At 65.3% G+C, this 24,836-nt stretch carries 31 protein-coding genes and 2 pseudogenes; 11 read left to right on the forward strand and 22 right to left on the reverse strand.

Annotation, left to right across the window (positions count from 1 at the left end; all coding sequences use genetic code 11):
* Positions 1–120 precede the first annotated feature (120 nt).
* The 3 genes from GV792_RS14165 to GV792_RS14175 form a co-directional block, all read right to left on the reverse strand.
* A complete protein-coding gene (locus tag GV792_RS14165; RefSeq protein WP_178124427.1) occupies positions 121–1,746 on the reverse strand; it encodes an acyl-CoA synthetase in 1,626 nt (541 codons plus the stop codon).
* Positions 1,747–1,958: 212 nt separating this feature from the next.
* Positions 1,959–2,594, reverse strand: coding sequence for a hypothetical protein (locus GV792_RS14170; protein WP_163824567.1), 636 nt, complete (start codon positions 2,592–2,594; stop codon positions 1,959–1,961).
* Between the two features lie 168 nt (positions 2,595–2,762).
* Positions 2,763–3,236, reverse strand: coding sequence for an ArsR/SmtB family transcription factor (locus GV792_RS14175; protein ID WP_163824568.1), 474 nt, complete (start codon positions 3,234–3,236; stop codon positions 2,763–2,765).
* 249 nt (positions 3,237–3,485) lie between these two features.
* Between GV792_RS14175 and GV792_RS14180 the strand changes: the two genes are divergently transcribed.
* Both GV792_RS14180 and GV792_RS14185 read left to right on the forward strand, forming a co-directional pair.
* Positions 3,486–4,703, forward strand: a complete 1,218-nt coding sequence (locus GV792_RS14180; protein WP_163824569.1) for a CHAP domain-containing protein — start codon at positions 3,486–3,488, stop codon at positions 4,701–4,703.
* A 193-nt stretch (positions 4,704–4,896) separates the two neighbouring features.
* Positions 4,897–5,610, forward strand: coding sequence for a DsbA family oxidoreductase (locus GV792_RS14185; protein ID WP_163824570.1), 714 nt, complete (start codon positions 4,897–4,899; stop codon positions 5,608–5,610).
* A gap of 1 nt (position 5,611) precedes the next feature.
* On the opposite strand, the gene GV792_RS29065 is transcribed toward GV792_RS14185, so the two are convergent.
* The 4 genes from GV792_RS29065 to GV792_RS14200 form a co-directional block, all read right to left on the reverse strand.
* Complete coding sequence (locus GV792_RS29065) at positions 5,612–5,779, reverse strand: hypothetical protein (RefSeq protein WP_175582991.1); 168 nt, start codon at positions 5,777–5,779, stop codon at positions 5,612–5,614.
* A gap of 73 nt (positions 5,780–5,852) precedes the next feature.
* Positions 5,853–6,260 (reverse strand): hypothetical protein, encoded by a 408-nt coding sequence (locus GV792_RS14190; RefSeq protein ID WP_163824571.1) that lies wholly within the window; start codon positions 6,258–6,260, stop codon positions 5,853–5,855.
* Between the two features lie 217 nt (positions 6,261–6,477).
* Positions 6,478–7,140: an O-methyltransferase gene (locus tag GV792_RS14195; RefSeq protein WP_163824572.1), complete on the reverse strand. Its 663-nt coding sequence runs from the start codon at positions 7,138–7,140 to the stop codon at positions 6,478–6,480.
* A 63-nt stretch (positions 7,141–7,203) separates the two neighbouring features.
* Positions 7,204–7,416: a helix-turn-helix domain-containing protein gene (locus GV792_RS14200; protein WP_163824573.1), complete on the reverse strand. Its 213-nt coding sequence runs from the start codon at positions 7,414–7,416 to the stop codon at positions 7,204–7,206.
* 171 nt (positions 7,417–7,587) lie between these two features.
* Between GV792_RS14200 and GV792_RS29605 the strand changes: the two genes are divergently transcribed.
* The 4 genes and pseudogenes from GV792_RS29605 to GV792_RS14220 all read left to right on the forward strand — a co-directional run bounded on the left by GV792_RS29605 (position 7,588) and on the right by GV792_RS14220 (position 8,887).
* Positions 7,588–7,800 (forward strand): transposase, encoded by a 213-nt coding sequence (locus tag GV792_RS29605; protein WP_256668543.1) that lies wholly within the window; start codon positions 7,588–7,590, stop codon positions 7,798–7,800.
* Between the two features lie 107 nt (positions 7,801–7,907).
* Positions 7,908–8,057: pseudogene (locus GV792_RS14210) on the forward strand (MFS transporter); the annotation flags it as partial.
* 117 nt (positions 8,058–8,174) lie between these two features.
* Positions 8,175–8,513 carry an MmcQ/YjbR family DNA-binding protein gene (locus GV792_RS14215; RefSeq protein WP_163824574.1) on the forward strand — a complete coding sequence of 113 codons (339 nt, stop codon included), beginning with the start codon at positions 8,175–8,177 and terminating at the stop codon, positions 8,511–8,513.
* Positions 8,510–8,887 (forward strand): hypothetical protein, encoded by a 378-nt coding sequence (locus GV792_RS14220; protein WP_163824575.1) that lies wholly within the window; start codon positions 8,510–8,512, stop codon positions 8,885–8,887. The genes GV792_RS14215 and GV792_RS14220 overlap by 4 nt, the downstream gene beginning before the upstream one ends.
* Here the strand turns inward: GV792_RS14220 and trxA are convergent.
* From trxA to GV792_RS14240, 4 genes and pseudogenes are all read right to left on the reverse strand, one after another.
* Positions 8,880–9,209: a thioredoxin gene (trxA, locus tag GV792_RS14225; RefSeq protein ID WP_175584363.1), complete on the reverse strand. Its 330-nt coding sequence runs from the start codon at positions 9,207–9,209 to the stop codon at positions 8,880–8,882. The two genes, GV792_RS14220 and trxA, sit on opposite strands and share 8 nt — an antisense overlap.
* A 170-nt stretch (positions 9,210–9,379) precedes the next feature.
* Positions 9,380–9,688 (reverse strand): annotated as a pseudogene (locus GV792_RS14230) (thioesterase family protein); the annotation flags it as partial.
* A 26-nt stretch (positions 9,689–9,714) separates the two neighbouring features.
* Positions 9,715–10,038 carry a branched-chain amino acid transporter permease gene (locus GV792_RS14235; protein ID WP_163824576.1) on the reverse strand — a complete coding sequence of 108 codons (324 nt, stop codon included), beginning with the start codon at positions 10,036–10,038 and terminating at the stop codon, positions 9,715–9,717.
* On the reverse strand, positions 10,031–10,774 hold the full coding sequence (locus GV792_RS14240; protein WP_309139109.1) for an AzlC family ABC transporter permease: 744 nt from the start codon (positions 10,772–10,774) through the stop codon (positions 10,031–10,033). Before GV792_RS14240 ends, GV792_RS14235 begins: the two co-directional genes overlap by 8 nt.
* A 79-nt stretch (positions 10,775–10,853) precedes the next feature.
* Between GV792_RS14240 and GV792_RS14245 the strand changes: the two genes are divergently transcribed.
* A complete protein-coding gene (locus GV792_RS14245; protein ID WP_163824577.1) occupies positions 10,854–11,294 on the forward strand; it encodes an Lrp/AsnC family transcriptional regulator in 441 nt (146 codons plus the stop codon).
* 43 nt (positions 11,295–11,337) lie between these two features.
* On the opposite strand, the gene GV792_RS14250 is transcribed toward GV792_RS14245, so the two are convergent.
* Both GV792_RS14250 and GV792_RS14255 read right to left on the reverse strand, forming a co-directional pair.
* Entirely contained in the window at positions 11,338–12,231 is an 894-nt protein-coding gene (locus tag GV792_RS14250) for an NAD(P)-dependent oxidoreductase (protein ID WP_163824578.1), read from the reverse strand.
* Between the two features lie 355 nt (positions 12,232–12,586).
* A complete protein-coding gene (locus tag GV792_RS14255; protein WP_163824691.1) occupies positions 12,587–13,915 on the reverse strand; it encodes an MFS transporter in 1,329 nt (442 codons plus the stop codon).
* Between the two features lie 196 nt (positions 13,916–14,111).
* Between GV792_RS14255 and GV792_RS14260 the strand changes: the two genes are divergently transcribed.
* The 3 genes from GV792_RS14260 to GV792_RS14270 all read left to right on the forward strand — a co-directional run bounded on the left by GV792_RS14260 (position 14,112) and on the right by GV792_RS14270 (position 15,899).
* On the forward strand, positions 14,112–14,501 hold the full coding sequence (locus tag GV792_RS14260) for a MarR family winged helix-turn-helix transcriptional regulator (RefSeq protein WP_163824579.1): 390 nt from the start codon (positions 14,112–14,114) through the stop codon (positions 14,499–14,501).
* A gap of 78 nt (positions 14,502–14,579) precedes the next feature.
* A complete protein-coding gene (locus GV792_RS14265; protein WP_163824580.1) occupies positions 14,580–15,026 on the forward strand; it encodes a MerR family transcriptional regulator in 447 nt (148 codons plus the stop codon).
* A 195-nt stretch (positions 15,027–15,221) separates the two neighbouring features.
* A complete protein-coding gene (locus GV792_RS14270) occupies positions 15,222–15,899 on the forward strand; it encodes a hypothetical protein (protein WP_163824581.1) in 678 nt (225 codons plus the stop codon).
* Positions 15,900–15,995: 96 nt separating this feature from the next.
* On the opposite strand, the gene GV792_RS14275 is transcribed toward GV792_RS14270, so the two are convergent.
* The 7 genes from GV792_RS14275 to GV792_RS14305 all read right to left on the reverse strand — a co-directional run bounded on the left by GV792_RS14275 (position 15,996) and on the right by GV792_RS14305 (position 21,760).
* Entirely contained in the window at positions 15,996–16,604 is a 609-nt protein-coding gene (locus tag GV792_RS14275; protein WP_163824582.1) for a hypothetical protein, read from the reverse strand.
* Positions 16,605–16,701: 97 nt separating this feature from the next.
* Positions 16,702–17,349, reverse strand: coding sequence for a hypothetical protein (locus GV792_RS14280; protein ID WP_163824583.1), 648 nt, complete (start codon positions 17,347–17,349; stop codon positions 16,702–16,704).
* Positions 17,337–17,846 carry a hypothetical protein gene (locus tag GV792_RS14285; protein ID WP_163824584.1) on the reverse strand — a complete coding sequence of 170 codons (510 nt, stop codon included), beginning with the start codon at positions 17,844–17,846 and terminating at the stop codon, positions 17,337–17,339. Before GV792_RS14285 ends, GV792_RS14280 begins: the two co-directional genes overlap by 13 nt.
* A gap of 4 nt (positions 17,847–17,850) precedes the next feature.
* Positions 17,851–18,573, reverse strand: coding sequence for a WXG100 family type VII secretion target (locus GV792_RS14290; RefSeq protein ID WP_163824585.1), 723 nt, complete (start codon positions 18,571–18,573; stop codon positions 17,851–17,853).
* On the reverse strand, positions 18,573–18,890 hold the full coding sequence (locus tag GV792_RS14295; protein WP_163824586.1) for a type VII secretion target: 318 nt from the start codon (positions 18,888–18,890) through the stop codon (positions 18,573–18,575). Before GV792_RS14295 ends, GV792_RS14290 begins: the two co-directional genes overlap by 1 nt.
* Before the next feature lie 197 nt (positions 18,891–19,087).
* Entirely contained in the window at positions 19,088–20,317 is a 1,230-nt protein-coding gene (locus tag GV792_RS14300) for an acyl-CoA dehydrogenase family protein (protein WP_163824587.1), read from the reverse strand.
* Positions 20,318–20,350: 33 nt separating this feature from the next.
* On the reverse strand, positions 20,351–21,760 hold the full coding sequence (locus GV792_RS14305; RefSeq protein ID WP_163824588.1) for an acyl-CoA dehydrogenase family protein: 1,410 nt from the start codon (positions 21,758–21,760) through the stop codon (positions 20,351–20,353).
* A gap of 292 nt (positions 21,761–22,052) precedes the next feature.
* On the opposite strand from GV792_RS14305, the gene GV792_RS14310 reads away from it, so the two are divergent.
* Entirely contained in the window at positions 22,053–23,009 is a 957-nt protein-coding gene (locus tag GV792_RS14310) for an ABC transporter substrate-binding protein (RefSeq protein WP_256670556.1), read from the forward strand.
* A gap of 39 nt (positions 23,010–23,048) precedes the next feature.
* Here GV792_RS14310 and ftsX read toward each other — a convergent pair whose 3' ends face one another.
* On the reverse strand, positions 23,049–23,954 hold the full coding sequence (gene ftsX, locus GV792_RS14315; RefSeq protein WP_163824589.1) for a permease-like cell division protein FtsX: 906 nt from the start codon (positions 23,952–23,954) through the stop codon (positions 23,049–23,051).
* Positions 23,954–24,643: a cell division ATP-binding protein FtsE gene (gene ftsE / locus GV792_RS14320; protein ID WP_163824590.1), complete on the reverse strand. Its 690-nt coding sequence runs from the start codon at positions 24,641–24,643 to the stop codon at positions 23,954–23,956. Before ftsE ends, ftsX begins: the two co-directional genes overlap by 1 nt.
* Positions 24,644–24,836: the final 193 nt, after the last annotated feature.

The following is a 24,836-nucleotide window of genomic DNA, read 5'->3' on the forward strand; positions in this document are numbered from 1 at the left end:
CCTCGAGATCCAGTGCTGGTGCTAACAATAGCAAGCATTACTGGCGAGTAGTGGCGCTCGTCTCAGGAACGCCGATGCCGGGGTCGATGTCCACCTCGACCCCGGCATCAGCGCATGCGATTACTGCTCGACCTGGTACTCCACCAGGACCCGGCGCAGCAGTTTGCCGGTCGGGTTACGGGGCAGATCGTCGAGGAACACCACTTCGCGCGGCACCTTGTAACGGGCCAGGTTTTCCTTGACGAAGGTCTTGATCTGCTCGGCGTCAGGGGTGTGGCCCGGCTCGGGAACGACGAAGGCGCGCAGGCGCTTACCGAACTCGACATCGTCGACGCCGACCACGGCCGCGTCGAAGATGTCCTCGCGCTCCAGCAGCAGTTGCTCGACCTCCTGCGGGAAGACGTTCTCGCCACCGGAGACGATCATGTCGTCGTCGCGGCCGTCCACCATCAACAGGCCCGCGTCGTTGAAATGACCGACATCGCCGCTGGACATGTAACCGTCGATGATCTGCTTGTGCCTGCCGTCGGTATAGCCCTCGAACGGCGCGCCACTGCGCACGAAAATGCGTGCGGTGACGTTCTTGTCGAGCACCCGCTGATCGTTGTCGTCGAACAGCCGTACTTCGCAGGTGATCGGCGGGCGGCCGACGGTGCCGGGCGCCTCCGCGAGTTCGGCGGGGGTGGCGATGGTGGCGATCGCGACCTCGGTCGAGCCGTACAGGTTGTAGAGCACAGGGCCGAACACCTCGGTGGCCCGGATGCACAGCTCCGGCGCCAGCGCGGAGCCCGCAAGCAGGATCACCTTCAGTGACGACAGGTCGTACTTGGCGCGCACGTCGGCGGGCAATTCGGTCATCCGGTGCAGCATGGTCGGCACCGCGACCAGCATCTCGGCCTTGTGATCGGAAATCATTTTCAGCGTCGCCTCGGCATCGAAACGGCGCCGCATCACGATCTTGTTGGTGAGGACCGTGCCGACCAGCCAGGTACCGAGGCCGGTGCTGTGGAACAGCGGCGACACGATGACCATCGTCCCGCGCCGCGGGAACGGCACCCGGTCGACGAACTGCGCGGTCGCCATCGGCGTCACCTTGGTGCGCGGTGCGCCCTTGGGTAGGCCGGTGGTGCCGCTGGTCAGGATGATGAAGCCGCCGGGCTTGCTCGGGGCGGGCAGTGGCTCGGTGGAGTTCGCGGCGATCAGATCGTCGAAGGTCGTCGCGCCTTCGGGCAGCGCGGTGCCCTCATCGACCCAGGTGAGGAAGCGCGGCAGGTCCGCGGGCAGGGCATCGAGCAGACCGAGGAATTCGCTGTCGTGCAGCACCGCCTTGACTTTCTCGCGTTCGCAGACCTCGGCGAACTGCGGTTTGGCGAAGCCGGTGTTCATCAGCGCGATCCGCACGCCGAGCTTGGCGGCGGCCACCTCGGCCAGGATCAGCCCGCGATGATCGCGCGCGAGTACGCCGACGACCATGCCTTCGGTCAGTCCAGCGGCCTGCAGGCCTCGCGCGACCGCGGTCGACTGTTCGTCGAGTTCGCGGTAGGTGAGCTCACCGCGCTCGTCGGCGAGGGCGACCTGCTCGGGAGCGATACGGGCCGAGTGCCGGACCAGGGCGGCGTGCGGGCCGTAGACCCGCGTCTCCTTCATGGTCTTCAGGGTTTCCAGCGGCGCTTTGGGATCACTGACTCCACGCGAGCGCAGCACCCCCAGCGCTTTGACAGCCTCCAGCGTATGCGCCAGATTCACCACGAACACCTCCACAAACCTCTCGCGTCGGTACTCGACCTAGCGAAATCGAACGGGCATATCGGATGCTTACCGTAGCAGTGAAAGTGTGACAGGTCACAGGTGAAGCCGACATATCGGACTCTATGTCCGTCGTGTCGGTAAACCCCCAGATGACAACGGGCGCGCCTGTGACCTCACAGAACGCGCCCGTTGTCGGTGAGCGAGAGCTGTCAATTGACAACCGCTCCCAGCGACGGGAAGGAGATGGTGCCCAGCTTGTACTCGAACCCGTCCGGGTGCTGATCGCTGACCGGGACCGACCAGCGATGCCACAGGGTGCCGTAAATGGCGGCCACGGTCATGCCAGGGCCGGGGTCGACCGCGCGCGAGCGGATCGTGGTGTCGACCGGGATGTCATTGTGCTCGGTCAGCACTTCGGTGCCGCTGCGCCCGCTGGCCAGGTTCAGCCAGATCACCTCGAGCTTGGCGCCCGTCTGGTTCGGGGCGATCGTGCCCGGTCCGCCGAAGAAGCCGAAGCGGAATCCGTCGATGCCGAGCGCGACTCCGGAGCCGTAGACGCCCGCGCCGCCACCGCGGCCGATATCGGATTGGGCGGGAATCTGGAACGGCTGCGCAGGCAGGGCCACCTCGCCGGCGGCGTCGAGGCGCTCCGGTTCGCTCAGGAGGCGGTCCATGGCCTGCTCGGCGGCGGGGTTGCCGGTGGCGACCGCGCGCAGCTGCTTCGCGGCGGCAGTCCAGTCGACGGTCTGCGGGTCTGCCGCGGCGTGACCGGTGAACAGCATGGCGGCAGCGGCGGTCGCGGCCAGGCCGGTGGTGAGGCGGGAAATCAAGCTCGGGCGTGGCATTGCCTGTCTCCTTCGGAAGATTCATTCCTTGGCACAGCTCGAAAACACCATCCGTTTCTTGAGGTGAAACGGTCCGGCGGCTACGTTGCCAGCGATATGCCGCACTGTCCAGAAACGTCGACGAGACGCGCCGGGACGGTGTTCTGCCCGCCGTGGCGGCCCGCCCGGTCAGCGCCTCGTGCTTGCCACAGCCGCCAACAGCGGAACCAGCCGCTGCGCGGGCACTTCGAACCTGCCGAGGCCGGCGGTGTGTAGCCAGCCGACCGCCGCGAGCGCGCGCAAGTGGTGGTAGATCTCGGCCGAACTGCCCAGCCCGTCGACTCCCGCGAGTTCGGCGGCGGTCCTGCGACCAGTGATGATTTCGCGGAGCAGTCGCAGCCGCACCGGGTCACCAAGCACGGCAAGGCATTCGGCGGCCTCGGCGAGATCTTCGGCCATGGCGTCTGCGACAGTGAATTGTGCCTGCCACTCGTAGGTTTCTCCGGTCGGCAACTGGCCTGCGCCGGCGAGTACTATGCCGCCGTCGTCCTCGCGCAACCGAGTCACAGCCCACTGCTCGTCCACTTCGTCGGTGGCCGGACGCGCCTGCTCCAACGCTGCGACTCGCCGCTCCACTTCCGTCAAACGTTCTGCCAGATCCACGCATACAAATTACGTAGGGGAGAGTGGAGGATCGACAGTAGCCTTCCCGATGTCCTGCTCCGGCCGCCCGGCAGACGGTAGTCCTCGGTGGGGTTCACCACCATCCCCAGAGCTGGGGATGGTCGATACTCGAGGCGTCGCAGGTGTCTGTCATCAGGTGGCCTGATGGTTATGGGCGAGTGAGGGTCCGGATGCTCCTGGTTAACTACTCGCCGGGAATGGGACCCAGGCTATCGGGAGGTGTTGGCGATGAGTCTGGCGACAGATCTCGAGCAGATCGATAATCTACAGGCCCCTGGCAACTCACCGCCGGGGCTCGTATCCACCGTCAACATGGCCAAGCTGGCCATCCGGGTGCAGGTGTTGCAGTTCGCCTCCGGTGAGCCATCCGGACAACCGGATCTGCTCGAGCGTCTGCGAAAGGCCAAGCTGCTCCGCAACTCCGACATCGACGGCACCGACGCGAAGTCCGTCATGGTCGAGAAGTATGGCGAGCGCAAGAGCGACTTCCAGGACATCGAGAACGATCTGCGGGCAAAGAGCAAGAGCGTCGACGGCTCGGTCACCGGCACTTACGATACCGCTAACGGCACCCACAAGAAGGTCATGGAGCAGGTCGGAATCTTCCGGGAGGCCCTCGCGGACGCGGCCAACCTCAGCAAGGGCAAGGAGGAAATGCCTCCGCACATCGCCAACCGGACGTCCGCGATCGCGCTGCGGGTCGCCGACCAGGTGTACGACCTGGTCGACGGCGCCTACACCAAGATCAAGAACGATGCCGCCGCCATCAAGGCGGCGATGCCGGATGTGAAGCAGACCCTCGGAAATTCCCCGAGCGCGATGGGTGGACGAAGCCCGATCAGCATGCCGTCGGGAGGGTCATATTCGCAGGCGTCTGGGGGCGAGCCGTACCGCACCGCGTCGAGCGGACGCACGCCATGGACTGGAAATAAGCAGAGCGTGATCCCTAATACCGGGCAGGGTCCGATCGCTGACGCGATAACGCTCGCGATAAGCGAGGTGGGCACACGGGAAGATGGAAGTTCCAACTATGTGCCTGGAAAAGAATACGACATCTATGACATCTACGGCCGCGATGGCGCTTGGTGCTCATCCTTCGCGACATGGCTGTGGGAGAAAGCGGGCATCACACCCAGCGCCAAGTCATTCTGGCGCGGCAATCAGAAGAATAGTGTGTCTTCAGTCTGGGCACAGGCGGGGCAAAAAGGACTTCATGGCAAGATATCCACTGCACAACCAGGCGATCTGATTGTCTGGGGGCACCAGAACCACATCGGTATGGTGGTTGCGCGAAACGGGAACAGCGTCACCGTTGTCGAAGGCAATGCCGGCAACGCTGTTCAGAAGAATACCTATGATCTGAGCCGCGGGGGATTCGCTGGCGTCATCCATCCGCCCGCCTCCTCAGGCCAAGGGCAACAGCAAGTGGCGGGTGTAGGGAATTGACGGGCTGCCACTGTGTGTCAGTCGATGTCGCCCGGTAGTCACTGGCCAGTGGTGCCAGGGTGTTTCCGTGCATCGCACGGTCTGCGGCCCGAACACAGTGCTCCATCCCACGACCCTGCGGGAACAGATCGGATAGCCACGATGTTGCCCATCCATTGGGGGCGCCACTGTAGCTGACGACGAGAGGACCACCGTGCGGGTTGAGATCTGGACCGATATCAACTGCCCGTTCTGTTATCTGGGCAAGGCGCGGTTCGAGGAAGCGTTGACGGAGTTCGCGCACCGCGACGATGTCGAGGTCGTGCACCGCTCGTTCGAGCTCGATCCGACCCTGCCCGCCGATGAGTCCGGTCCCGTTATCGCGAAGATCGCCCGCAAGTACGGCATCAGTGAGGCGCAGGCGGCGGCGAATGAGCGCGGTATCGGTGCGCAGGCAGCCGAGTACGGTCTGCCGTACCTGACCGAAGGCCGCGATTACGGCAATTCCTTCGATATGCATCGGCTGCTGCACCACGCGCTGGCGCTCGGCGTGCAGGACGCGTTGCTCGATGCGTTCTACCGGGCGAACTTCGCCGACGAGCGGTCGCTGTTCGGCGATCACGAGCGGTTGGTGGAGGTCGCCGTCGGTGCCGGACTCGACGAAGCGGGAGTGCGCGTCGTGCTCGCCGATCCGTCCGCGTATGCCGATGATGTGCGTGCCGACGAGCAGGAGGCCGCTCAGCTCGGCGCGAATGGTGTCCCGTTCTTCGTCATCGACCGCAAGTACGGGGTGTCAGGGGCGCAGCCCGCTGCGTTGTTCAGCAAGGCGTTGGATCAGGCGTGGGCCGATCGCGTGCCCGCCGTGCAGATGGTCGGCGACGGCGATGCGTGCGGTCCAGACGGCTGCGAGGTTCCGGTCAGGGGCTGAATCAGTCGGCCGAATCCGGTTCGGTGTCCGGCTTCGGGGCACCGGTCAATCGAATGACGCCCGCACTCAGATCGATATCGAGCTGCGGGCGGTGCGGTTCGCCATTGCTGTCGCCGCTGCCTTCGTCGGTCAGCTTCTTGCCGGGGAACAGTTCACCGATCACGCCCATGCCCCCACCATAACCACGGAGGGCTCGGCGGGGCATCCGCCACCGGGACCTACGTGACCGCGAACCTGCGGGATCAACCAGCCGAGCCGGTCGGCAGCGCGGGCGGTGGCGCTGGGTTGTCGATCAACGCTGCCTTGTAGTAGGCATCGACCACGTAACCTTGCACGAGGTCGCTTCGACGACCGTGATGGTCGTCATGGTTACCGTGCGAGTGTCGGGAATGATGGTCCGAATCTCTGCCCCGATGGTCCAACATCCGGCCGAACGGACACCCTAGATCCATGTACGTTTGCCCGTGCGGGGGTACCCATTTACGGCTCGACACCACAGTTCGCGGCTCATCCGTTCCGGGATTGGCACACACCGCGTCCCATTCGATGCGGTAGGTGTCATTGGTTGTGTTGGTGCAGACGAAGCCTTCGCAGCTGACACCCGGCGCGAGGTCCGGCGCCGGCTGGGCGGCGGTCTGCGGAATGAACAAACCCGTGGCCAGAATGCCGAAGGCAACAGCACCCAATGTTCTGGTCATTCGCTGATTCACTACGTGTCGACTCCGTCCGGCGAACGATACGAGTCCCGCACCACGCGAGACTTCGCCGACCGTACATAGTGATGGAATGCGTCTTCCACCGGAGAATATCCAGGAGTGAGAAGCCCTGGCTCGTCACCGGTTCGGGCAAGCCCGAGCTGATTGCTCCTCAGTCGATGACGACGGCGTAGGCGAATCCGTCCCAGCCCTTGGCGCCGACGGTTTGCAGCGCGGTCGCATCCAAACGCGGTTCGCTGCCCATCAGTTCCAGCACTTCACGGCTGGCGCGGACGGCGGCGTCGTCGGACTGTCCGTCGGTGATTCGACCGCCGCGCACCACGTTGTCGACGATGATCACGGAGCCGGGCCTGGTCAGCCGTAGTGCCCAGCGCACGTAGTTGGCGTTGTTGACCTTGTCCGCGTCGATGAACACCAGATCGAACGGCTCAGGGACTTCCAGCTCGAGTGCGGGCAGGCTGTCCAGCGCCGCCCCGACGCGGATGTCCACCCAGGCGCCGACGCCCTTGCGGTCCAGATTCGCCCGCGCGACCTCGGCGTGCTTCGGCTCGTACTCCATGGTGACCACCTGCCCGTGCGCACCCACCGCCCGGGCCAGCCACAGAGTGCTGTACCCGCCGAGCGTCCCGATCTCCAGCACCCGCCGTGCCTGCATCGACCGTGCGATGAGGTGCAGGAACTTCGCCTGCGGCGGCGAGACGTCGATGGCGGGCAAGCCGGCAGCCGCATTGGCTTCCAGCACATCCGAATCCGGGTCCTCGACCATCGCCTGCACCAGATACCGGTCGACCGCACTCCACTCGGTATTCGTCATGCCGGAAAGTCTTCCACGCCCATCACACTGGTGCGACCCGACAGACCGTTCGTCGGTTGCCGCTCAGCGCAGTTGTGGTTCGGAGCCGATCCGCCGAAATGTCTTCCGGTAGGCGACCGGTGCTATCCCCAACTCGGTCCGCATGTGATGACGTAGTGATGCCGAGGTACCCATTCCCGCCGAACGTGCCACCTCGTCGGCCGGGAAATCCGTGGTCTCCAACAGATGGCGGGCATGACGGAGTCGCTGTTGCAGCCCCCAGGTGCCCGGCGCCATCCCGGTTTCGGCTTTGAAGCGGCGGGTGAAGGTGGTTGATCCGCGAGAACCAAGCGGTGTACGTCGAGGACCTGTGCGTCAAAGGTCTCGCCCGCACCAGGCTGGCGAAATCGGTACACGACGCCGGGTGGGCGATGTTCACCTGCATGCTCGAAGAGAAGGCCACCCGGCATGGGCGGTACTTCGGACCGGTTCTACCCGTCCACACAGACGTGTTCGGTGTGCGGGGCGTTGGGTGGGAAGAAGCCGTTGCATGTGCGGACCTGGACGTGCACATGCGGCATCACACACGACCGCGATCTGAACGCGGCGATCAATATCCTCGCGGCGGGACGCGCCGAGAGGCTAAACGCCTGCGGAGGGGCGGTAAGTCCAGCCGCTTAGTGGAAGGCACGCCCCAGCGAAACAGGAACCCACCGGAGCGACGCGCGAGCGCCGTGGGAGGAATCCCAGGCCTTCAAGGCGGGGAGGACGTCAATACACGCTGCGCGGGCACCGACGGCCCCATCGCCTTCGGCTGGGTCTTCGCCTCCCACCAGGTCGGTGCCGCCGTCGCCGTCGCTGCCGCGGGCGCGGGCGTCATCCGCGATCTCCAGGGCAGCTACGAGCTGGCCTGGTACCTCGCGGGCGGGCTCTGCTGACTCGCGGCGGTCATGTCACTCGGCATCCGTCGTACTCCGAAAGCCGGCCGACCGTGACCGCCACGCAGCCGGACGGCAGGCCCGCCATTGTCGGTGGCACCTGGAAGAATTCGGTGCATGAGTGCCACCGGGGATGACGTCCGCACCTTCGCCCTGTCCTTACCGAAGACCGCGGAGCAGTTCACGTGGGGTATGCCCACCTTCAGGGTCGCGGGCAAGCTCTTCCTCACCCTCCCCGAATCCGAAACGTCGATGGCGGTCCGCTGCCCGATCATCGAACGCGACGAACTCGTTGTCGCCGAACCCGCCAAATTCTGGATCGCCTCTCATGAAGCGGGCAATGCGTGGGTCCGGGTGCGTTTGGCAGCGCTCGACGATCGAGAGGAGCTGGAGGCGATCATCGCCGACTCGTGGCGGCAGGCCGCGCCGCGCGAGTTACTGGAGGACGCGGAGTGAGCGACAACCGCCGTCGCGTCCTGAAAGTGGGTGCGCGGCGGTATCTGTGGAAGGCCTACCACCAGCATCTCGACGGGTGCGAGGAGGTCTTGCGGATGCGGGAATTCGGGTCGGTCGCCGGACTGACCCTGGTTTTCCGGCCCGGCGGTGAACGCCAGGTCGCGGACGGTTATCCGTCTGCGTCCGGTGACATCTGGATCGGTGAACGCTCGCTGAACTTGAACGAGCCCGGTGTGGTGCGCGCATTCCTCGACGCGGCCGTCGATGCCGGCTGGATGGCACACACGCGCACCATGGGCCGTCGAGACGGCTGGGAGCTGTTCGATATCGCCCACACCCGCCACACCGGTTGGGCATCGCGCGATCTCAGATGACGTCGGCGATCTCGTCGAGCAATCGGCGCTTGGACCGCGCACCGACCAGCCGCTTCGCTTGTTCACCACCGCGGAACACCATCAGGGTCGGCATCGCCATCACCCCGTAGGTGGCGCTGATCTCCGGGTTGGCGTCCACGTCGAGCGTCACCACCTTCAACTGCGGGGTCTGCGCCGCCACCTCCGCCAGGACCGGGGCAATCATCCGGCAGGGGCCGCAGTGCTCGGAGGTGAAGTCGACCAGCACCGGAAGTTCGGAGTGCAGAACCTCATTCGCGAACGTCGCATCCGTCACCGTGGTCACCACATTGTCCTGTGTCATCGCCATCTCCTGTGTTCGTAGCCGTCACAGGCGACGCTAGACATTCCCCTCGACGTCAAGGCAAGGCCGAGCCGGACGACCTGGGGACATGAGACTGGCTACACGCCGCAACGGCGAGTCTCCGCCACCCTCGTCGAGTCGCGGGCTCGGTGGTTTGGGCCGGGCCTGCGTTATCCATCCAGCGGGCGGACGGTGAGGATCTGTTGCGCCTGGCCGACGGGCCCATGAACGTCGTGCAGCACGGTCGTCGTGAGGCCCTGGCCGTGTTCCCCGAAGACAACGGTCGTGTCGAGGCCCGTCCACGAGCCCTGCGGCTGCCGGTACAGGTGGATCGAGAGGTCGACGTTCGGGAACATCCACTTGGTGGGGTCCTGGCGGACGGCGATGCCGTTGGCGGTGTCGATGAGAGCGACGAAGTCGGCAAGGGCGCTGGTGGCTTCCCCGTCGACCAGCGCGATGGGGGTCGAGATCCAGGCGGTGGTGCGGCCGGGTTGGGCTCATGCGATCAGAGCAGATTGAGCAATACGACGTAGACACCGGTACCGATACCGACGCTGAGCAGGGTGCGTCGCCCGAAGCCCAGGTGGACCGCGGCGGTCGCCGCCACCGCGATCAGCGCGTACAGCGCCGCACCGTCGTCGTCGATGCTGGTGTGCAGGGAGGTGGCTGCCAGGATCGCCAGAATGCCGCCGGGCATCCACACGGCCAGCGTGCGCACCAGATGTGATCGGCGCAGCGGCTTCAGCACAGCGAACGGGACGGCGCGCAGCGCGAACGTGATCGAGAAGACGATCGCCAGCACGGCCAGCAGATATCCGGTGTCAGGCATGGGCGAGCTCCTTCGAGTCGCGGCGGCGAACGAACCGGTACCTGACCAGGAGCAGCACCACGAACGTCAGGAGTGCGCCGAACAAGGCGACTTCCGGAACAAGGAGTAGTGCACCGCCGACGGCGCCCACCGCGAGCAGCGCCGACGGCAGTTCGCGACGGGAACGGCAGGCATCGAGGGCAAGCACGGTGAACAACGCGCACAACGCGAACTCCAGACCCTTGATCGGCCCGGGAATCACCGCGCCGATCGCGACACCGACCAGTCCGCCGCCGACCCAGTAGACCTGCGAAGCGACCTGCATCGTGATCAGGCGCGCCCCCGAACGCTCGCCCGGCGGCAGCGCGGCCGAGACGGCATAGGCCTCATCGATCATTGCGTAGACGCCGTACACACGCGCGAATGTGTTGCGCACCAGATGGATCGGAAACGAGAACGCATAGAACACATGACGGAAGTTCACGACGAACACCGTGATCGCGACCGCGACGAGCGGTGCTGTCGCGGCCACCATGCCGACCAGCAGTAACTCCAGCGAACCCGCGAACGCCGCCAGCGACAATGCCGGTGTCAGCCACCACGGCAGGCCCGCCTGGACGACCAGCAGGCCGAGCGCGATCCCCAGCGGGAAGATACCGAGCCCGGCCGACACCGAGTCGCCGATACCCGCGGTGATCTGCTCTTGCCTGGACGTGGAAGGCACCGCGCGATCGGGCGCCAGGTCGAGTTGCTGCACCAATCCATGGTCCCGCAATCCGCTTGCTCTTTGGTTGCAGAAATTGCGCGTCTAAGGGTCCAGCGAGCAATATAGATGCATGGACTCGTTGGATCGAGCAATCATCGCCGAGTTGGAGGTCGACGGGCGCCTGACCAACGTCGAGCTCGCGGGACGGGTCGGCCTCACCCCTGGACCATGCCTGCGCCGAGTGCAGCGCCTCGAAGCCGACGGTGTCATCCGTGGGTATCGAGCTGTCATCGACCCCGGTTCGATCGGGCGATCATTCGAAGTGTTGCTCGATCTGACCCTCGAAGGGCAGGACGCGACGACTGTCGCCCGGTTCGAGGAGACGATGACCGGGCTCGACGAGGTCAGGGAGCTGCGCAGGCTGTTCGGTACCCCTGACTACTTCGCGCGCGTCGCCGTCGAGGATCTGGACGCTTACGAAGCGTTTCTCAGCAAGCACGTCATGACGATCCCGAAGATCGGGCGCGTCAATTCCCGATTCACGATGAAGAACCTCAAACAGCTCGGGTGAGGCTTCGCTCCCGGATGGCTGCCGAGGGTCGACGATCGAGCAGTTACTGTGCCGCCACCGCGCCGGACTGCTTCGCGAGCAATTCGATGAGAGCGGTGACGCTCTGTGCACCCCTGCCGTCGGCGACCGCCTGTCGCAACATCGCGTGCATCGGTGCGTGCCAGGACATGTCGACTCCCGACTCGGCGCCGATCTGTTCATCCTGATCGATCGCGTTGTGGAATACCTCGATCGAGGCGCCGAGGCGGGTGTAGTCACGGTCGTCGATCTCCTCCGCGATGACCGGAAGTATCGACTCGATCATCTGTAGCCACTTGATGGAATAGCCGACCATCGTCCGCGCCTGACGCCCTCGGGTGCCGAGCACCGCGGCGCCCTCGAGGAACCCGAGCAGGGCAGGCAGCAGGGTCGCACCAACGGCGGCTTCGTAGAGCGCGGCGAGGTCTGGTTCGGGACCGAGGAATTCGAGGTCACCGCCGAGCACGCGCAAGGTGTTCGCGTGTTCGTCGAACAGCTCCCGGTCGCCGCCGAAGTACAGCAGGGTGTCCGGGTTTCCTACCGCTGAGGGAACATTCTTGATCGCACCGCCGAGATAGCGCGCTCCCCGTGCGATGGCCCACTGCGCGAAGTCGCGCGCCTCGGCAGGGCTTCCGCTGTTCAGAGTGATGAGGTCGCGGCCGCGCAGATCTGCCTCTGCCAGGCTTGTCCGGGTGGCGGCGAACGTGCTGAAGCAGGAAATGATCACCGGTCCGGCTGTCACCGCGTCCGCAATTCTCAGGTGCTGAACCGCACCGGATTCCACCAGCGCCGCTGCCCGCCCCGGGCTCCGATTCCACACAGTGGTCGGATGCCCCGCGGCGAACAACGCCGCGGCGAGCGCGCTCCCCATCGAACCCAATCCGAGGACGGTCACGGGCGCGTGTACCCGTTCGTTCATGGCGACTCCGATCATCGACGTGGGGCGCAGAGGTTCACGACCTCTTTCGACATCACCGAGTCTTGGTCCGCCGCCTGACCAGGACAAGTACCTACTTTTCGGTGGAGTTGCTTACGCCGGGGTAAGCCATGAGGTCCGGGCGCCGGCGCTGTTATCCGGTATGCGAATGGTCACATCGACGAGCTTGCCCGACGGGCGGCTGTTCACCGAAGGGCGCGGGCCGGCCCTGGATTCGGCACGCTCACAGCGCGGTTCATGAGGGACTCGGTGTGGCCAATGCTTCGCACCGAGGAAACGCACGACAGTGGGGTCGCCGATATCGGCGACCCCACTGGTCTTCGGTTGTCGAATCCGCTTACGCGAGTTCGGCGACCGCCTGCTTGCGGGCCAATACGGCCGAGGCGGAGGCGATCAGGCCGATCACCGCGACCGCGGTGACCAGGTACAGCCCGGGCCGGTAGCCTGCGATGCCGTCGGTGGCGGCGTCGCTGATCAGGCCGGTGGCGATGGCGAGCACCACGGCGCCGCCGATCTGGAACGAGGTCTGCACCAGTCCGGAGGCCAGACCCTGCTCATGGTCGGCGATACCTTCGGTGGCCTGCACCATGACCGCGGAGAAACCGAGCGCGAAGCCGAGGCCGAGCAACAGGAACGCGGGCAGGTAGTCGACGGCGTAGGCCGGATCGGCGCTGCCGCCGCGCACCAGGAACCACACGTAGCCGGCCACGAACGAGGTGAGTGCGGCCAAGATCATCGGGGTGGTGCCGAACCGGTCGATGAACTTGCCCGCGATCGGCGACAGGATGGCCACGATGATGCCGGTCGGCGCCATCGCCAGCGCCATCTGCAGCGGCTCCCACTGCAGGGTGTTCTGCAGGTAGAGCGAGACGATGGTCTGGAAGCTCAGGTAGGAGCCGAAGATGGCCAGCGCGGCCAGGTTGGCCCGCACGATCGACTTCACCTTGAAGATGCTCAGCCGCACCAGCGGGTGGCTCACCCGGTTCTCCACCACGAAGAACGTGCCGAGCAGGCCGATCGCGAGGATGGTGGTCGCGATGACGGTGGGGGTGAAACCAGTCTCCGGCGCGGTGACGATGGTGTAGACCGCGGCGAGCATGCCACCGGTGAGCAGCGCGGCGCCGGTGAAATCGATACGGCCCTCTTCCTTTTCGATGGTGCGCGGGATGACGAAGTAGGCGGTGACCGTCACGGCGGCCACAACAGCGACGGGCATGTAGAAGGTGAGCCGCCAGTCGATGCCGGTCAGCAGGCCGGACACGATCAGGCCGGAGGCGTACCCGGTGGCGCCGAAGATGGTGAAGATCGACAGAGCCCGGTTGCGGTCCGGACCCTCCTTGAACGTGGTGGTGATGATCGAGAGCGCGGCCGGCGCGGTGAAGGCGGCGGCGACACCCTTGATGATGCGGGTGGCGATCAGTAACGCACCGTCATCGACGAGACCGCCGATCAGCGACGCGATGCCGAAGACCACCAGCGCGGTCAGGAACACCTGTCTGCGGCCGAGCAGGTCGGCGGCTCGTCCACCCAGCAACAGCAGACCGCCGTAGCCGAGGATGTAGCCGTTGACGATCCACTGCAGCGCAGAGGTGTCGAGGCCGAGGTCCTCGCCGATGGAGGGGAGCGCGACGCCGACCATGGAGACGTCGAGTGCGTCGAGGAACATCGCCAGCCCGGCGACGAACAGGATGGCCCACAGCTTGGGCCCCCAACCACCTGCGGTTGGTTCAGAAGTCGTAGGAGCGGTGAGGTTCTGGGGTGCCGTTGTCGTGGTCACGGAAGGTAACTTAAATGCACACGCATTCAATGTCAACACATGCAATGCACGTGCATAAAATGCCTTGACATGCTAACCTCGGCTCATGTACCACGACACCGACAAAGATGTCTGCGCGAAGTGGTCCGAAACCCTCCGGCTCTACCACGGCACTTCCTGTGAGCTGGAGAGCGCGCTACAGGCACAGCATCAGCTCGGGCTCAGTGAATTCGAGCTCCTGCAAGTACTGGGCGGGCGTTGCGGCGAGGCGCAGCAAGAGAACGTCAAGATGAAAGACATCGAGACCGAGATGTACCTGAGCCAGAGCGCACTCTCGCGCACCGTGACCCGGCTGGAGAAGGCCGGCCTGGTGGAGCGCGCTGCCTGCGATTTCGACCGTCGCGCCAACTTCCTGAAGCTGACCCCCGAGGGGCGGGACCGTCTCGCGGCGGCTCGTCCGACTCATCAAGAAGTGCTGCGCAAGCACCTGACCTGAGCCGGTCCGGATGAAGATCCTGATGCCGGAGGTTGTCACCGATATCGCGCACGTGTGCGTGGATCGGAAAGGATCGGGATGCGGATCGGGGAATTGGCCGAACGCGCGGCGACGACCACCCGCGCACTGCGGTACTACGAGTCGCGCGGGCTGCTGCGCGTCGGCCGTGATGTCAGGGGTTACCGCGTGTACGGCGAGGACGACTACCGGGTAGTGCGCCAGATTCAGACCCTGCAGGACTGCGGATTCGAGCTGGAGGAAATCCGCCCATTCGTCGAATGCCTACAGGCCGGGAACCCTTCGGGCGACTCGTGCTCGGCGTCGGCGGAGGTATACCACCGGAAGCTGGCCGAGGTCGACGATCTCATCGGACAACTCGAGGGAGTGCGGAGCTGGATTCTCGACCGGCTCGCTCGGCCGGACCCACGGATCCACGCGAAACCTCCGGCCTGCGAGTTCACCGCGCGCGGGTTCTCGGCGAACGGTATCGGAGCCGTTCGGCCAAGGATCTCGCCGTCGCAATGAAACCTCCTGAGAACAGTGCCTGACCGGCCGCTGTCTCGCCCTTCTGGCGGTCGCGGCCGTGCATCGGTGAGGCAGACGGCGGTATCACGATTCAGCCACGCGGCTGATTCCGCTGTGAATGCTCCAAGTCTGCTGTGTGGTGCGGCGTAATGTCGACCATCGATGCCCTCTAGTCGCTGACGCCTGGAGTGTCCGATGACGAGAACTGCATGGTTGGTTGTCGCGGTCGCCGCAGTGGCCCTGCCGCTGAACGCGTGCTCGGACCGGACAAGTGGTGAAGCCACGCCCAGCACACATACTGGCATCAATCGACCCGCTGTGACGATGACAGCGCCAATCGAAAGCTCGTCGGCTGCAACCAAGACCGTCGTACCTCCCGCAGGCACTTCGAGCGCGCAGTCACCACAGACCTCGCCCCAGCCTCATGCAACGACGGCGATGCCGCCGCCGAGTTCGCCGATGGCAGAGACGACCACCATCACCAGCCGCGCGCCGACGCAGAATCCTCGTTTCGGACAGGCATTTACGTACGACGACGGCCTCTCGGTAACCATCGCGCCACCGACTCCGTACTCGCCAAGCGAATCCGCGTCCACCGATGATCCGGGTTACTACGTGGCATTCTCTGTCACTGTCGTCAACGGTTCACCGGACACCTACGACCCGGACTTCTTCTACGTGACCTGTCAGAGTGACAATCTCGAGGCGGAGCAGGTGTTCGATTCGGCCCAAGGGGTCGGCTCGCCGTCGACAACGGTGCTCCCTGGCAGGGAGGCTGCCTTCACGATCGTGTTCACAGTGAGCAACCCTGCCGACATCGTGCTGGAAGTGACACCGGGTTTCGACTACGAGCCCGCGATCTTCACGTCGTAGGCGTAGACCAGGGGGAGCAGACACCCGCGGCAGCCGCCCACTGCCTCGAACTGGCCGTGGTCGTTTCATCGACCGACTGATGTGCGGCTCGGCGGCCTATGGCCGGATCGAGAAGAGGCTTGCGTCGTAGCAGTAGGTTTCGGAGGTTCGGGGCTTGTCGGCGAGTTCGGCCAGTCGCCGATCGGGGAGAGCGGACCAGTTGTTCTCGGTGACGACTTCGATATCGTCCGGCACACCGGAGACGTCGTTCTCGCCACTGTTCAGCACGACCAGCGGGATCCGCACGCCAGGATCGGAATGCACACGCCACAGCGTAGGCTCGTAGGCGCTCAATACGAGTACCTGTGGCCGGGTCGTGTTGTGCACGTAGACATCCGCCGCTCCCAGCGGGTGGTGGTCGATTGAATGGTCACTCCGGGTTTGGTAGACCTCGATATCGTGCACGTCGACCTCGGCCCCGGCGTCCGGGTTCCGTTTCTCGGTCACCTCGTAGCCACCGTCATAGTCGCAGTTGTGCACCACGACGGGATGGATACCCGGCCGGAGCGGCGGCTCGGGCCGCGGTTCCGGTAGACCGGATTCGGTCGTCGTCGGCGGCTGGTCGAGAGGCGTCGGATGGCCCTCCGTCGTTGTCGTACAGGCGGCGACAGCCGCGACGGCGCAGATTGCGACGCCCACCCGCCGAACCGGTTCGCGAATCGTCATCACCCGAGCATGCGCGCCACTGGAACTGGACGGCAAGGGTAGGACTATCCGGAACCGAATCCGCGACAAGCTGAACCCGCGCCGTCGCAGGGCGGAATCAACTCCGTTGCTCGGCTACTGCTGCCGCGAAATCCGGATGGGCTCGAATCGTGACCGTGTCAGGGTCGACGATCGGTCCGAACCGAATGAACTGGGCTGCAGCCTGGTACACGAGCATGGCGACGAACAGGCCGACCGGGAGCCAGCCGGGGAAGAAGGCGACGACCCATCCCGGGTGGATACGGTCGACGCCGAGCTGAAGTGCGATCAGCAGAGCAGGCAGGAGCGGGAGACCGATGATGATCAAAGCGCGGGCCAACCATCGCAACAGGGTCGTGCGCCGAACGCATCTCGCGCATACCGGCCACTCGCCGTGCAGATTACCGGCGACCGGCGGGATGTGGATGCCGAGTTTGAAGAAGTTGGCGCCGAATCCTCGCAGGGTGACACCCACGCTCTGTTGCTCGATCCCACGGGAGGTCCGCCGGAAGGTGACGGCTCTATTCCAGCGGTCGACGGCAGGCAGCCCGTGTTCGCTGCATACGTTCGGCAGCGGCTGTTCGAGCTCCAACGAGAATTGATCGCGCCATTCGCTGGAGTTCGACATACGCAGCATGTCGCCGACGGTTTCCATCCCATAGCGGGGTTGCGCGGGGACGGCGACCTCGGTTCGTTCGGCCGGATAGTTCGCCATCACACCAGCCATCCGCGCTGCTGACGCTCCTGGAAATACAGGTCGTCCTCGTCGGGCTCATCCGGGGTGACAACTCGCTCCCGGTTGGGTTTGCGGGTACCCGGGTGAAGACGAACCTCCGCCCTATCGGCGGATGTCTGCGCTGCGGCCCGAGGATCAGGTGACTCAGGTTCTGTTGCGGTCGGGCGGGCGGCATCGGGCCGTTCGTCGCGGAGTCGATCTTGTTCCGCCAGGCCCTGCTCGGCCATCGCTTCCAGCTCGGATGACGACAGGGAGCTCAACTTGTTCATCGCTCGAGGGGGCAGCGCCCGGTCGAGTATGCCTGCGAATCCATCGGATGTGCCGAACTCACGCATGCTCACTCGCCCTGCGATGACGTCGTCCAGTTGTTTGCGGACCTCAGGGCTGGGTGCCGCGGATCGGAGAGCTTCGAGGGACTTGCGCAGCTGACGCGACGCACCGGGATCTCCGCCGGCGACGTCATAGGTAGGTTCGGGCCGTTCCTGCATCAGATCAAGCTCCGGGGTGGTCGTAGGACGGTTCGGGCAGCGGCGGAAGGTCTTCCGGAGTCCGGCTGGACAAATGAAGTGCCGTGGCGCCGAGCCCGACGACCACTTTGAATGCGGTCCCTGTCGCGTTCACCATCTGCTGGTACTTCGCGACGATCCGTACGGCGTCGACGGCCGCGGCGGCATAGGTCGCCGCCGCGGTAGGAGCGGTGATGATGGCCGATGATTGGATCGCTGCCGCTGCCATCTTTGCCAGCCACATGATGATCAAATCGGCGATGCCCTGGAGCAGGTCGCCGAGGACTCTGCCGAGGTTGACCATCGCGTTGCTGATGTTGTTGAGGGTTCGCTCGATCTCTTCGAGCGAACGCACCTGGAACTCGACGGATCCGGCCAGCCCGTGGAAGTAGCTGCGTGCACTGTCTGCGGCGTTGCCTCGCCAGGTGTTCTCGAGAGTGTTCTGCCAGTCCGCCATGACCGTGTCATGGAACGAGGTATTGAACGCGGCCAGGTTTCCCGCGGCTCCGGAGGCCTTCTTCACCGCCTCCCAATCGCCGGCGACCTGCTGGGAAGCCCAGCCGAAGACGTCGACACCCAGCAGCGTTTTCGAGGCCTCGTTGAGGTAGTACGCGGGGGATACGAAATTGCCGCCGATGAAGTACGGGATCCATCCGGGCATCGGGTCCTCGGCCTGCGGTTCCTGCAGTGCTTCCCCGGGACGTGCCATCACTTTCCTTCGCCGTACGTGCTGTCGAGGCGCTTGGCCGTCGCCAGATCGGTGGTGCGATACATCTCCGCGCTCTTGGTGAGCTCCGTCGCGGAGGCCTCGCCGAGGGCGCGGAGCTTGTCGTAGTTGGCTTCCAGATTCTGTCTGACCTGTTCGGCGATGCCCGCCACGTGCGCGAATATCCGAGCGTCATCGCCAGTGAGGTTGAACCACTTCGTGACGTACTGCTCGGCACTGTCGGAATCCGAGGCCAGATCACGCATAACGGTCGCGAACCGGTCCAGGTCGTCGGGTTGCACCTGAAGGTCTTCGGTCACCAACACTCCCTATACATTTCGATGCGACATGCATCGCGCATATTGCGTCGACGGTAGACGATTCGTCCACTTCTAGTAATTGGACGTCGACGGCCACCGATCGGTTCCATCGATTTTCACCGGCCTGCCGATACGGCGAAGGGCCGATGCGCACGGTGCGCATCGGCCCTTCGCCGATCTACTGCCGAGCAGCGTTGCTACTTCAGTTCGGCACTGGTCTTCCCGAGCACTCGCCGAGCCACGATCAGCTGCTGGATCTGCTGGGTGCCTTCGAAGATGTCGAGAATCTTCGAGTCGCGGCCCCACTTCTCCAGCAGGGTGCGCTGCGAGTAGCCGATGGTTCCGGCGAGTTCGACGGCCTTAAGGGTGATGTCGGTGCCGGTGCGGCCGGCCTTGGCCTTGGACATGGAGGCTTCCAAGGAGTTCGGCTTCTTGTTGTCGGCCATCCAGGCGGCGCGCAGCGAGAGCAGGTAGGCCGCTTCGTAGTCGGCTTCCATGCGCAGGAATTCGGCCGCCGCGGCGGGCTGGTTGTTGGCCGGGATGTCATAGGACGGCTCGATGCCCGCGTCCTTCAGGACGACGCGCAGCTCTTCGAGGGCGGCACGCGCCACACCGACGGCCATGGCGGCGACGAGGGGGCGGGTGTTGTCGAAGGTCTGCATGACCCCGGCAAAGCCCTTCTCCACGTTGACTTCCGGGCTGCCAAGGATGTTGTCCTTCGGGATCCGGCAGTCCTGCAGCAGCAGCACGGCGGTGTCGGAGGCCTTGATGCCGAGCTTGTGCTCGAGCCGCGCCACCGACAGGCCCGGAGCGTCACGCGGGACGACGAACGACTTGATGGCCGCGCGGCCGAGGCTGCGGTCGACCGATGCCCACACCACGATGTGGGTGGAACGCTCACCGGCGGTGACGAAGATCTTCTCGCCGTTGAGGACCCACTCGTCGCCGTCGAGGACGGCGGTGGTGGTGACGGCCGCGGAGTCGGAGCCGAACGAGGGCTCGGTGATGGCCATGGAGGCCCACACCTTGCCGAAACGCTTGAGCTGCTCGTCGGTGGCGACCGCGGCGATGGCGGCGTTGCCGAGACCCTGGTAGGGGATCGACAGCATCAGGCCGACATCGCCCCACGAGGTCTCGAGGGCGTTGAGCAGCGCGGACATATTGCCGCCGTTGGTGTTTCCGAGCAGTTCGGTGGCGTGTGAGTTGGTCTCGCTGTCGTCTTCACGGCCACCGGCGGCGCCGCCGATCTTCTGGGTGCCGGAGTCGGCGAGGCCCTCGACCATGGCGGCCATGGTGTCGAGCTCGACGGGGTATTCATGCTCGCCGAGGTCGTATTTGCGCGAGATCGGACGGAAGATCTGCGAGGCGACCTGATGCGCCTGGTTGGCGCTGGCCCGCAGCTTCCTGGGGAGTTCGAGATTGATCATGGTGGAAATCTCCTGAAGTAACGAACGGGCCGATTAGACGAGCACGACACCTTCGGCGACGCCGATGCCGCGCAGATCGCGGTACCAGCGCTCGACCGGGTGTTCCTTGGTGAAGCCGTGACCGCCGAGCAGCTGCACACCGTCCAGGCCGATCTGCATGCCCTTGTCGGTGGCCAGCTTCTTGGCCAGTGCCGCTTCGCGGGCGAAGGACAGGCCCTGCTCGGCGCGGGAGGCGCCACGCAGCGTCACCAGACGCAACCCGTCGAGCTCGATGGCGATATTGGCGACCATGAACGCGACCGCCTGACGGTGCGAAATCGGCTCGCCGAACGCCTCACGCTCGTTGACGTAGGGGATCACGTAGTCGAGCACGGCCTGGCCGGTGCCGATGGCCAGCGACGCCCAGCCGAGGCGGGCCAGGCGCACGGCGTCGGCGTAATCCTCGGCGTGCTGCTTGCTGTCGCCGTCACCGAGTAGTGCGTCGGTGCCGACCGCGACGTTGTCGAGGATGATCCGGCCGAGGCCCGCGGCCCGCAGCCCCATGCTCGGGTCGGCCTCCACGACCAGACCCTGTGCGTCGGACTCGACGATGAACAGTGCGGGGCGCCCGTCGAGCTCGGCGGCGACGATGAACAGTTCGGCGTCGGCGGCGGCCGGAACCAGACTCTTCACACCGGAGATCCGGTAGCCGCTGGGGGAGCGCACGGCCTTGGTCTGCAGGGCGAAGGGGTCGAACAGGGCGCGCGGCTCACTGATCACCACGGCGGCCTGCGGCACGTTCTCGCCGGTGAAGGCGGGTAGATACGTCTTCTGCTGCGCATCGGTACCCCACTGCGACAGCGCGACCGCGACACCACTGGGCGCGAGGATCGGCAGGGCCAGACCCATATCGCCGTGTGCGAGCGCCTCGGCGACCATCGAATTGGTGACCGCACCGCGCTCGCTTGCGGCGCCTTCGAGCTCCTCGGGCACGTTGATCAGGGTGATGCCGAGTTCGGCGGCGCGACCGAGGAGATCCTTCGGCGCGGCGGCGGCCTCGTCGGCGTCGTGCGCGGCCGGGCGCAGGATCTCGGCGGCGAATTCGCGCACCGTCTCGACGATCATCTGCTGTTCGTCGGAGGGGGTGAGGTCGAAGTAGTCCTTGTTCTTCGCCTCGTTGGCGGCCAGGCGCTGCGGCTGACCGCCACCTGCGACCTTGCTGAACGCGCGGGTGGCCGCGCCGAGGGTGCGGAAACCGGTCTTGGTGCCTTCGTAGGTGACCCGCTCGATCGGCTTGCGCAAGTTGTACTTCTCGGCGAGCTCGGACCCGGTGAGGGTTGTCATCACCCGCATCGCCGCGCCCATCCAATCCCGCTTGGGTTGGTTCAGGCCGACCGCGGATTCCTGGCTCCGGCCGGTGTCCGGACGTCGCTTCGTCGCGCTGTCTCGAGTGCTCATCATCACCTGTTTTCTCGGATGGGTGGGTGAGGTGGGTGGTCCCAGTATCTTACTCTTGAGTAAGGCTATCTTACTCCAGAGTAAGAAAACCGTCGAGACGTGAATTCTGTTCGGAGTCACAGTTGCCTCGCGGTTGCGGGGCTCCCTTGGTAAGGCTTGCCTTATCTACCGTCCGACGCTCTAATGGGCATCGGCCCGGAACTGCGAGCGAGGGACGGCAGACATCGACACCTATCGGATTCCACCGAACACCGATGTGAATCGTCGTCGATTCCTGACACTGGGAGGTATCGCCTGCTTGGGAGCCGCCCTCGCGGCCTGCGGATCGGGCTCGGACGACGAGCCGTCATCGGGCGATGGCTGGACGTTCACAGACGACCGCGGCTACACCGTAGGCCTCGGCGCTACGCCGGGCCGGGTCGTGGCCTTCACCGGTTCGGCCGGCGCGCTCGCCGACTACGGTGTGCGGGAGCCGCTGGTCGGCATCTTCGGTGACGTCTCCACAGGCAAGGGGACGCCACGGGCGCTCGCCGGTGACCTGAACGTCGATGACCTCACCGTGGTAGGCGACGACTGGGGACAGTTCGATATCGAGAAGTACGCGCTGCTCGAACCCGATCTGCTGGTCACCGACACCTACGTCCCTGATCGGCTCTGGTACATCCCCGACGACAGCCGGCAGAAGATCGAATCGGCGAATCCGAACGTGATCGCCCTCGCGGTCGCCGATCGGGGGCTACCCACGATCATCGGCAGATACGAGGAGTTGGCCGCAGCGCTCGGTGCCGATCTGACAGCCGAACCGGTCGTCGTAGCCAAGGCACGTTTCGAGGCCGCCGCGCAGGCAGTGCGCGATGCGGTGGCCCGGCGGCCTGGTATCCGGGTCCTCGCGGCCTCGGCGGCGCCGGCCACCTTCTACGTGTCCGATCCGAGCACCTCGGCCGACCTGAGCTATTTCGCGGAACTCGGGGTCGAGCTCGTCGTCCCGGACGAGGTCGACAGCGGCGGCTATTTCCAGAGCCTGAGCTGGGAGAGCGCCGACCGGTATCGGGCCGACCTGATCCTGCTGGACAGCCGGTCCTCGGCCGGACAACCGGACGCCCTCGCTTCGAATGCGGTGTGGCGGTCGCTCCCGGCGGTGCGAGCGGGGCAGGTCACCCCGTGGAATCCGGTATTCCGCTTCTCCCATACGGGCGCGGCGCCGCTGCTCGAGGATCTGGCTGTCGCGCTGGATCGGGCCAACCGCCTCGGCTGAGCACAGGCCCGAGGCGGTCGGCGCAACGTGTCCGGATATTCACTCCCGCACGTAGTACCGCAGCGTCGCGTAAGCGGTGACGGCAGCGAAAGCGACCCCGACCGGCGCGATGATCAGCGCCGTCATGGCTATGTCGTCACCGGTGATGCGGGGGAAGACCTTGCTCGCGAACAAGTCGCCGAGAGCCCGATCGACCACAAGGGGCCGGGCGATGAAGAGACCGACGACCGCGAGCAGCGTACCCGCGAGCGCCGCCACCACCGCCTCGAGCAAGAACGGTAGCTGGGTATACCAGCGGGTCGCGCCGACCAGCCGCATGATCCCGACCTCGGTGCGGCGGGTGAACGCCGCGATCTGCACCATATTCGCGATCAGCAGCAGCGCCGCGACAGCCTGCAGCATGGCCAGGCCGAACGCCGCGTTACGCAACCCGTCGAACAGGCTGACGAGCCGGTCGACGATGTCCTTGTCATTGCGCACCATGCCGACACCCGGCCGGTCGTAGAACGACTCGTAGATCGTCGGGTACAGCTCGGCGTCGACCATCTTGACCCGCAGTGAGGCGGGAAGCGGCGTATCGGCGACGAACTCGGCCAGCTCCGGCTGATCCTTGAACGTCTTCTCTTTGGCCTCGCGGATCGCGTCGTCACGGTTGAGGAACTGCACCGATTCGACGCCCTCGGTGGCCTTGAGGTCGGCCATCAGTGATGCGCACGGCTCCAATGAGCAGTCCGGGTCGGTCGCCGAGACGTCCTCGGTCAGGTACAGCCGGACCTCGAGCCGATCGAGGAAATACTGCTCGGTCTTGTCCGCGATCCGCACCGCCAACAGGCCGCCACCGAGCATGGTGAGCGAAACCGCGGTGGTCAGGATCATCGCGATGGTCATGGTGACGTTGCGGCGTAGACCTTCGAAGACCTCGCCGAACAGGAAACTCGCCCGCATTATCGATCAACTCCGTACACGCCGGTGGCCTCGTCGCGGACCATGCGGCCGTGATCGAGCTCGATGACCCGTCTGCGCATCGAATCGACGATGTGGTTGTCATGGGTCGCCATCAGCACCGTGGTTCCGATGCGATTGATCCGTTCCAGCAGAGCCATGATGTCGGCGCTGGTCTCCGGATCGAGGTTGCCGGTTGGCTCGTCGGCCAGCAGCACCAGCGGCCGGTTGACGAACGCGCGCGCGATGGCCACACGCTGCTGTTCACCGCCGGACAGCTCGCCGGGCAGCCGGTCCGCCTTGCCGCCGAGCCCGACCATGTCCAGTACTTCGGGGACGGTCCGCTCGATGAACTGTCTGCGCTTACCGATCACCTCGAGCGCGAACGCCACATTCTGCTCGACGGTCTTCTGCTGCAGCAGCCGGAAATCCTGGAACACGCAGCCGATCCGCTGACGCAGTTTGGGCACCCTACGGCCGGGCAGCCGGTCGACCCGGAAATCGGCGACCTGGATCTCTCCCGTGGTGGGGGTCTCCTCTTTGAGCAGCAATCGCATGAAGGTCGATTTGCCCGAGCCGGACGGTCCGATGATGAAGACGAACTCGCCCTTGCCCACATCCACCGTGATGTTGTCCAGCGCGGGTCGCGTCGAGGTCTTGTACGACTTGGTGACGTTCCGCATGGTGATCACGGGGAGCCAGTGTAACCACGAGCCATGGTGTGACCTGGGCGCGTGAGTTCCCTCACCGGGGGCGGGAGGCGCTGGTCAGAGCCGCGATCGCGGGCGGCTCAGGCCCGCTACCTCGGGCGGGTCACTTCGCCGGGGCACTCGTATGCACCGCTGCCGGAACGGTATTCACCAACGGTGCGGGCGGCGTGGGCGT

It is taken from the genome of Nocardia cyriacigeorgica (genome assembly GCF_010868145.1).
In the GTDB taxonomy this organism is placed as follows: Bacteria; Actinomycetota; Actinomycetes; order Mycobacteriales; family Mycobacteriaceae; genus Nocardia; species Nocardia cyriacigeorgica_D.

Bases quoted from the DNA above. Each gene is read 5' to 3' on its own strand.
- GV792_RS14170 (WP_163824567.1), bottom strand. From the start codon at position 2,594: ATGCCACGCCCGAGCTTGATTTCCCGCCTCACCACCGGCCTGGCCGCG.
- GV792_RS14180 (WP_163824569.1), top strand. From the start codon at position 3,486: ATGAGTCTGGCGACAGATCTCGAGCAGATCGATAATCTACAGGCCCCT.
- GV792_RS29065 (WP_175582991.1), bottom strand. From the start codon at position 5,779: ATGGGCGTGATCGGTGAACTGTTCCCCGGCAAGAAGCTGACCGACGAA.
- GV792_RS14195 (WP_163824572.1), bottom strand. From the start codon at position 7,140: ATGACGAATACCGAGTGGAGTGCGGTCGACCGGTATCTGGTGCAGGCG.
- GV792_RS14200 (WP_163824573.1), bottom strand. From the start codon at position 7,416: ATGGCGCCGGGCACCTGGGGGCTGCAACAGCGACTCCGTCATGCCCGC.
- GV792_RS29605 (WP_256668543.1), top strand. From the start codon at position 7,588: ATGGGCGGTACTTCGGACCGGTTCTACCCGTCCACACAGACGTGTTCG.
- GV792_RS14215 (WP_163824574.1), top strand. From the start codon at position 8,175: ATGAGTGCCACCGGGGATGACGTCCGCACCTTCGCCCTGTCCTTACCG.
- trxA (WP_175584363.1), bottom strand. From the start codon at position 9,209: ATGACACAGGACAATGTGGTGACCACGGTGACGGATGCGACGTTCGCG.
- GV792_RS14235 (WP_163824576.1), bottom strand. From the start codon at position 10,038: ATGCCTGACACCGGATATCTGCTGGCCGTGCTGGCGATCGTCTTCTCG.
- GV792_RS14245 (WP_163824577.1), top strand. From the start codon at position 10,854: ATGGACTCGTTGGATCGAGCAATCATCGCCGAGTTGGAGGTCGACGGG.
- GV792_RS14250 (WP_163824578.1), bottom strand. From the start codon at position 12,231: ATGAACGAACGGGTACACGCGCCCGTGACCGTCCTCGGATTGGGTTCG.
- GV792_RS14255 (WP_163824691.1), bottom strand. From the start codon at position 13,915: ATGTTCCTCGACGCACTCGACGTCTCCATGGTCGGCGTCGCGCTCCCC.
- GV792_RS14260 (WP_163824579.1), top strand. From the start codon at position 14,112: ATGTACCACGACACCGACAAAGATGTCTGCGCGAAGTGGTCCGAAACC.
- GV792_RS14265 (WP_163824580.1), top strand. From the start codon at position 14,580: ATGCGGATCGGGGAATTGGCCGAACGCGCGGCGACGACCACCCGCGCA.
- GV792_RS14270 (WP_163824581.1), top strand. From the start codon at position 15,222: ATGACGAGAACTGCATGGTTGGTTGTCGCGGTCGCCGCAGTGGCCCTG.
- GV792_RS14275 (WP_163824582.1), bottom strand. From the start codon at position 16,604: ATGACGATTCGCGAACCGGTTCGGCGGGTGGGCGTCGCAATCTGCGCC.
- GV792_RS14280 (WP_163824583.1), bottom strand. From the start codon at position 17,349: ATGGCTGGTGTGATGGCGAACTATCCGGCCGAACGAACCGAGGTCGCC.
- GV792_RS14285 (WP_163824584.1), bottom strand. From the start codon at position 17,846: ATGCAGGAACGGCCCGAACCTACCTATGACGTCGCCGGCGGAGATCCC.
- GV792_RS14290 (WP_163824585.1), bottom strand. From the start codon at position 18,573: ATGGCACGTCCCGGGGAAGCACTGCAGGAACCGCAGGCCGAGGACCCG.
- GV792_RS14300 (WP_163824587.1), bottom strand. From the start codon at position 20,317: ATGATCAATCTCGAACTCCCCAGGAAGCTGCGGGCCAGCGCCAACCAG.
- ftsX (WP_163824589.1), bottom strand. From the start codon at position 23,954: ATGCGGGCGAGTTTCCTGTTCGGCGAGGTCTTCGAAGGTCTACGCCGC.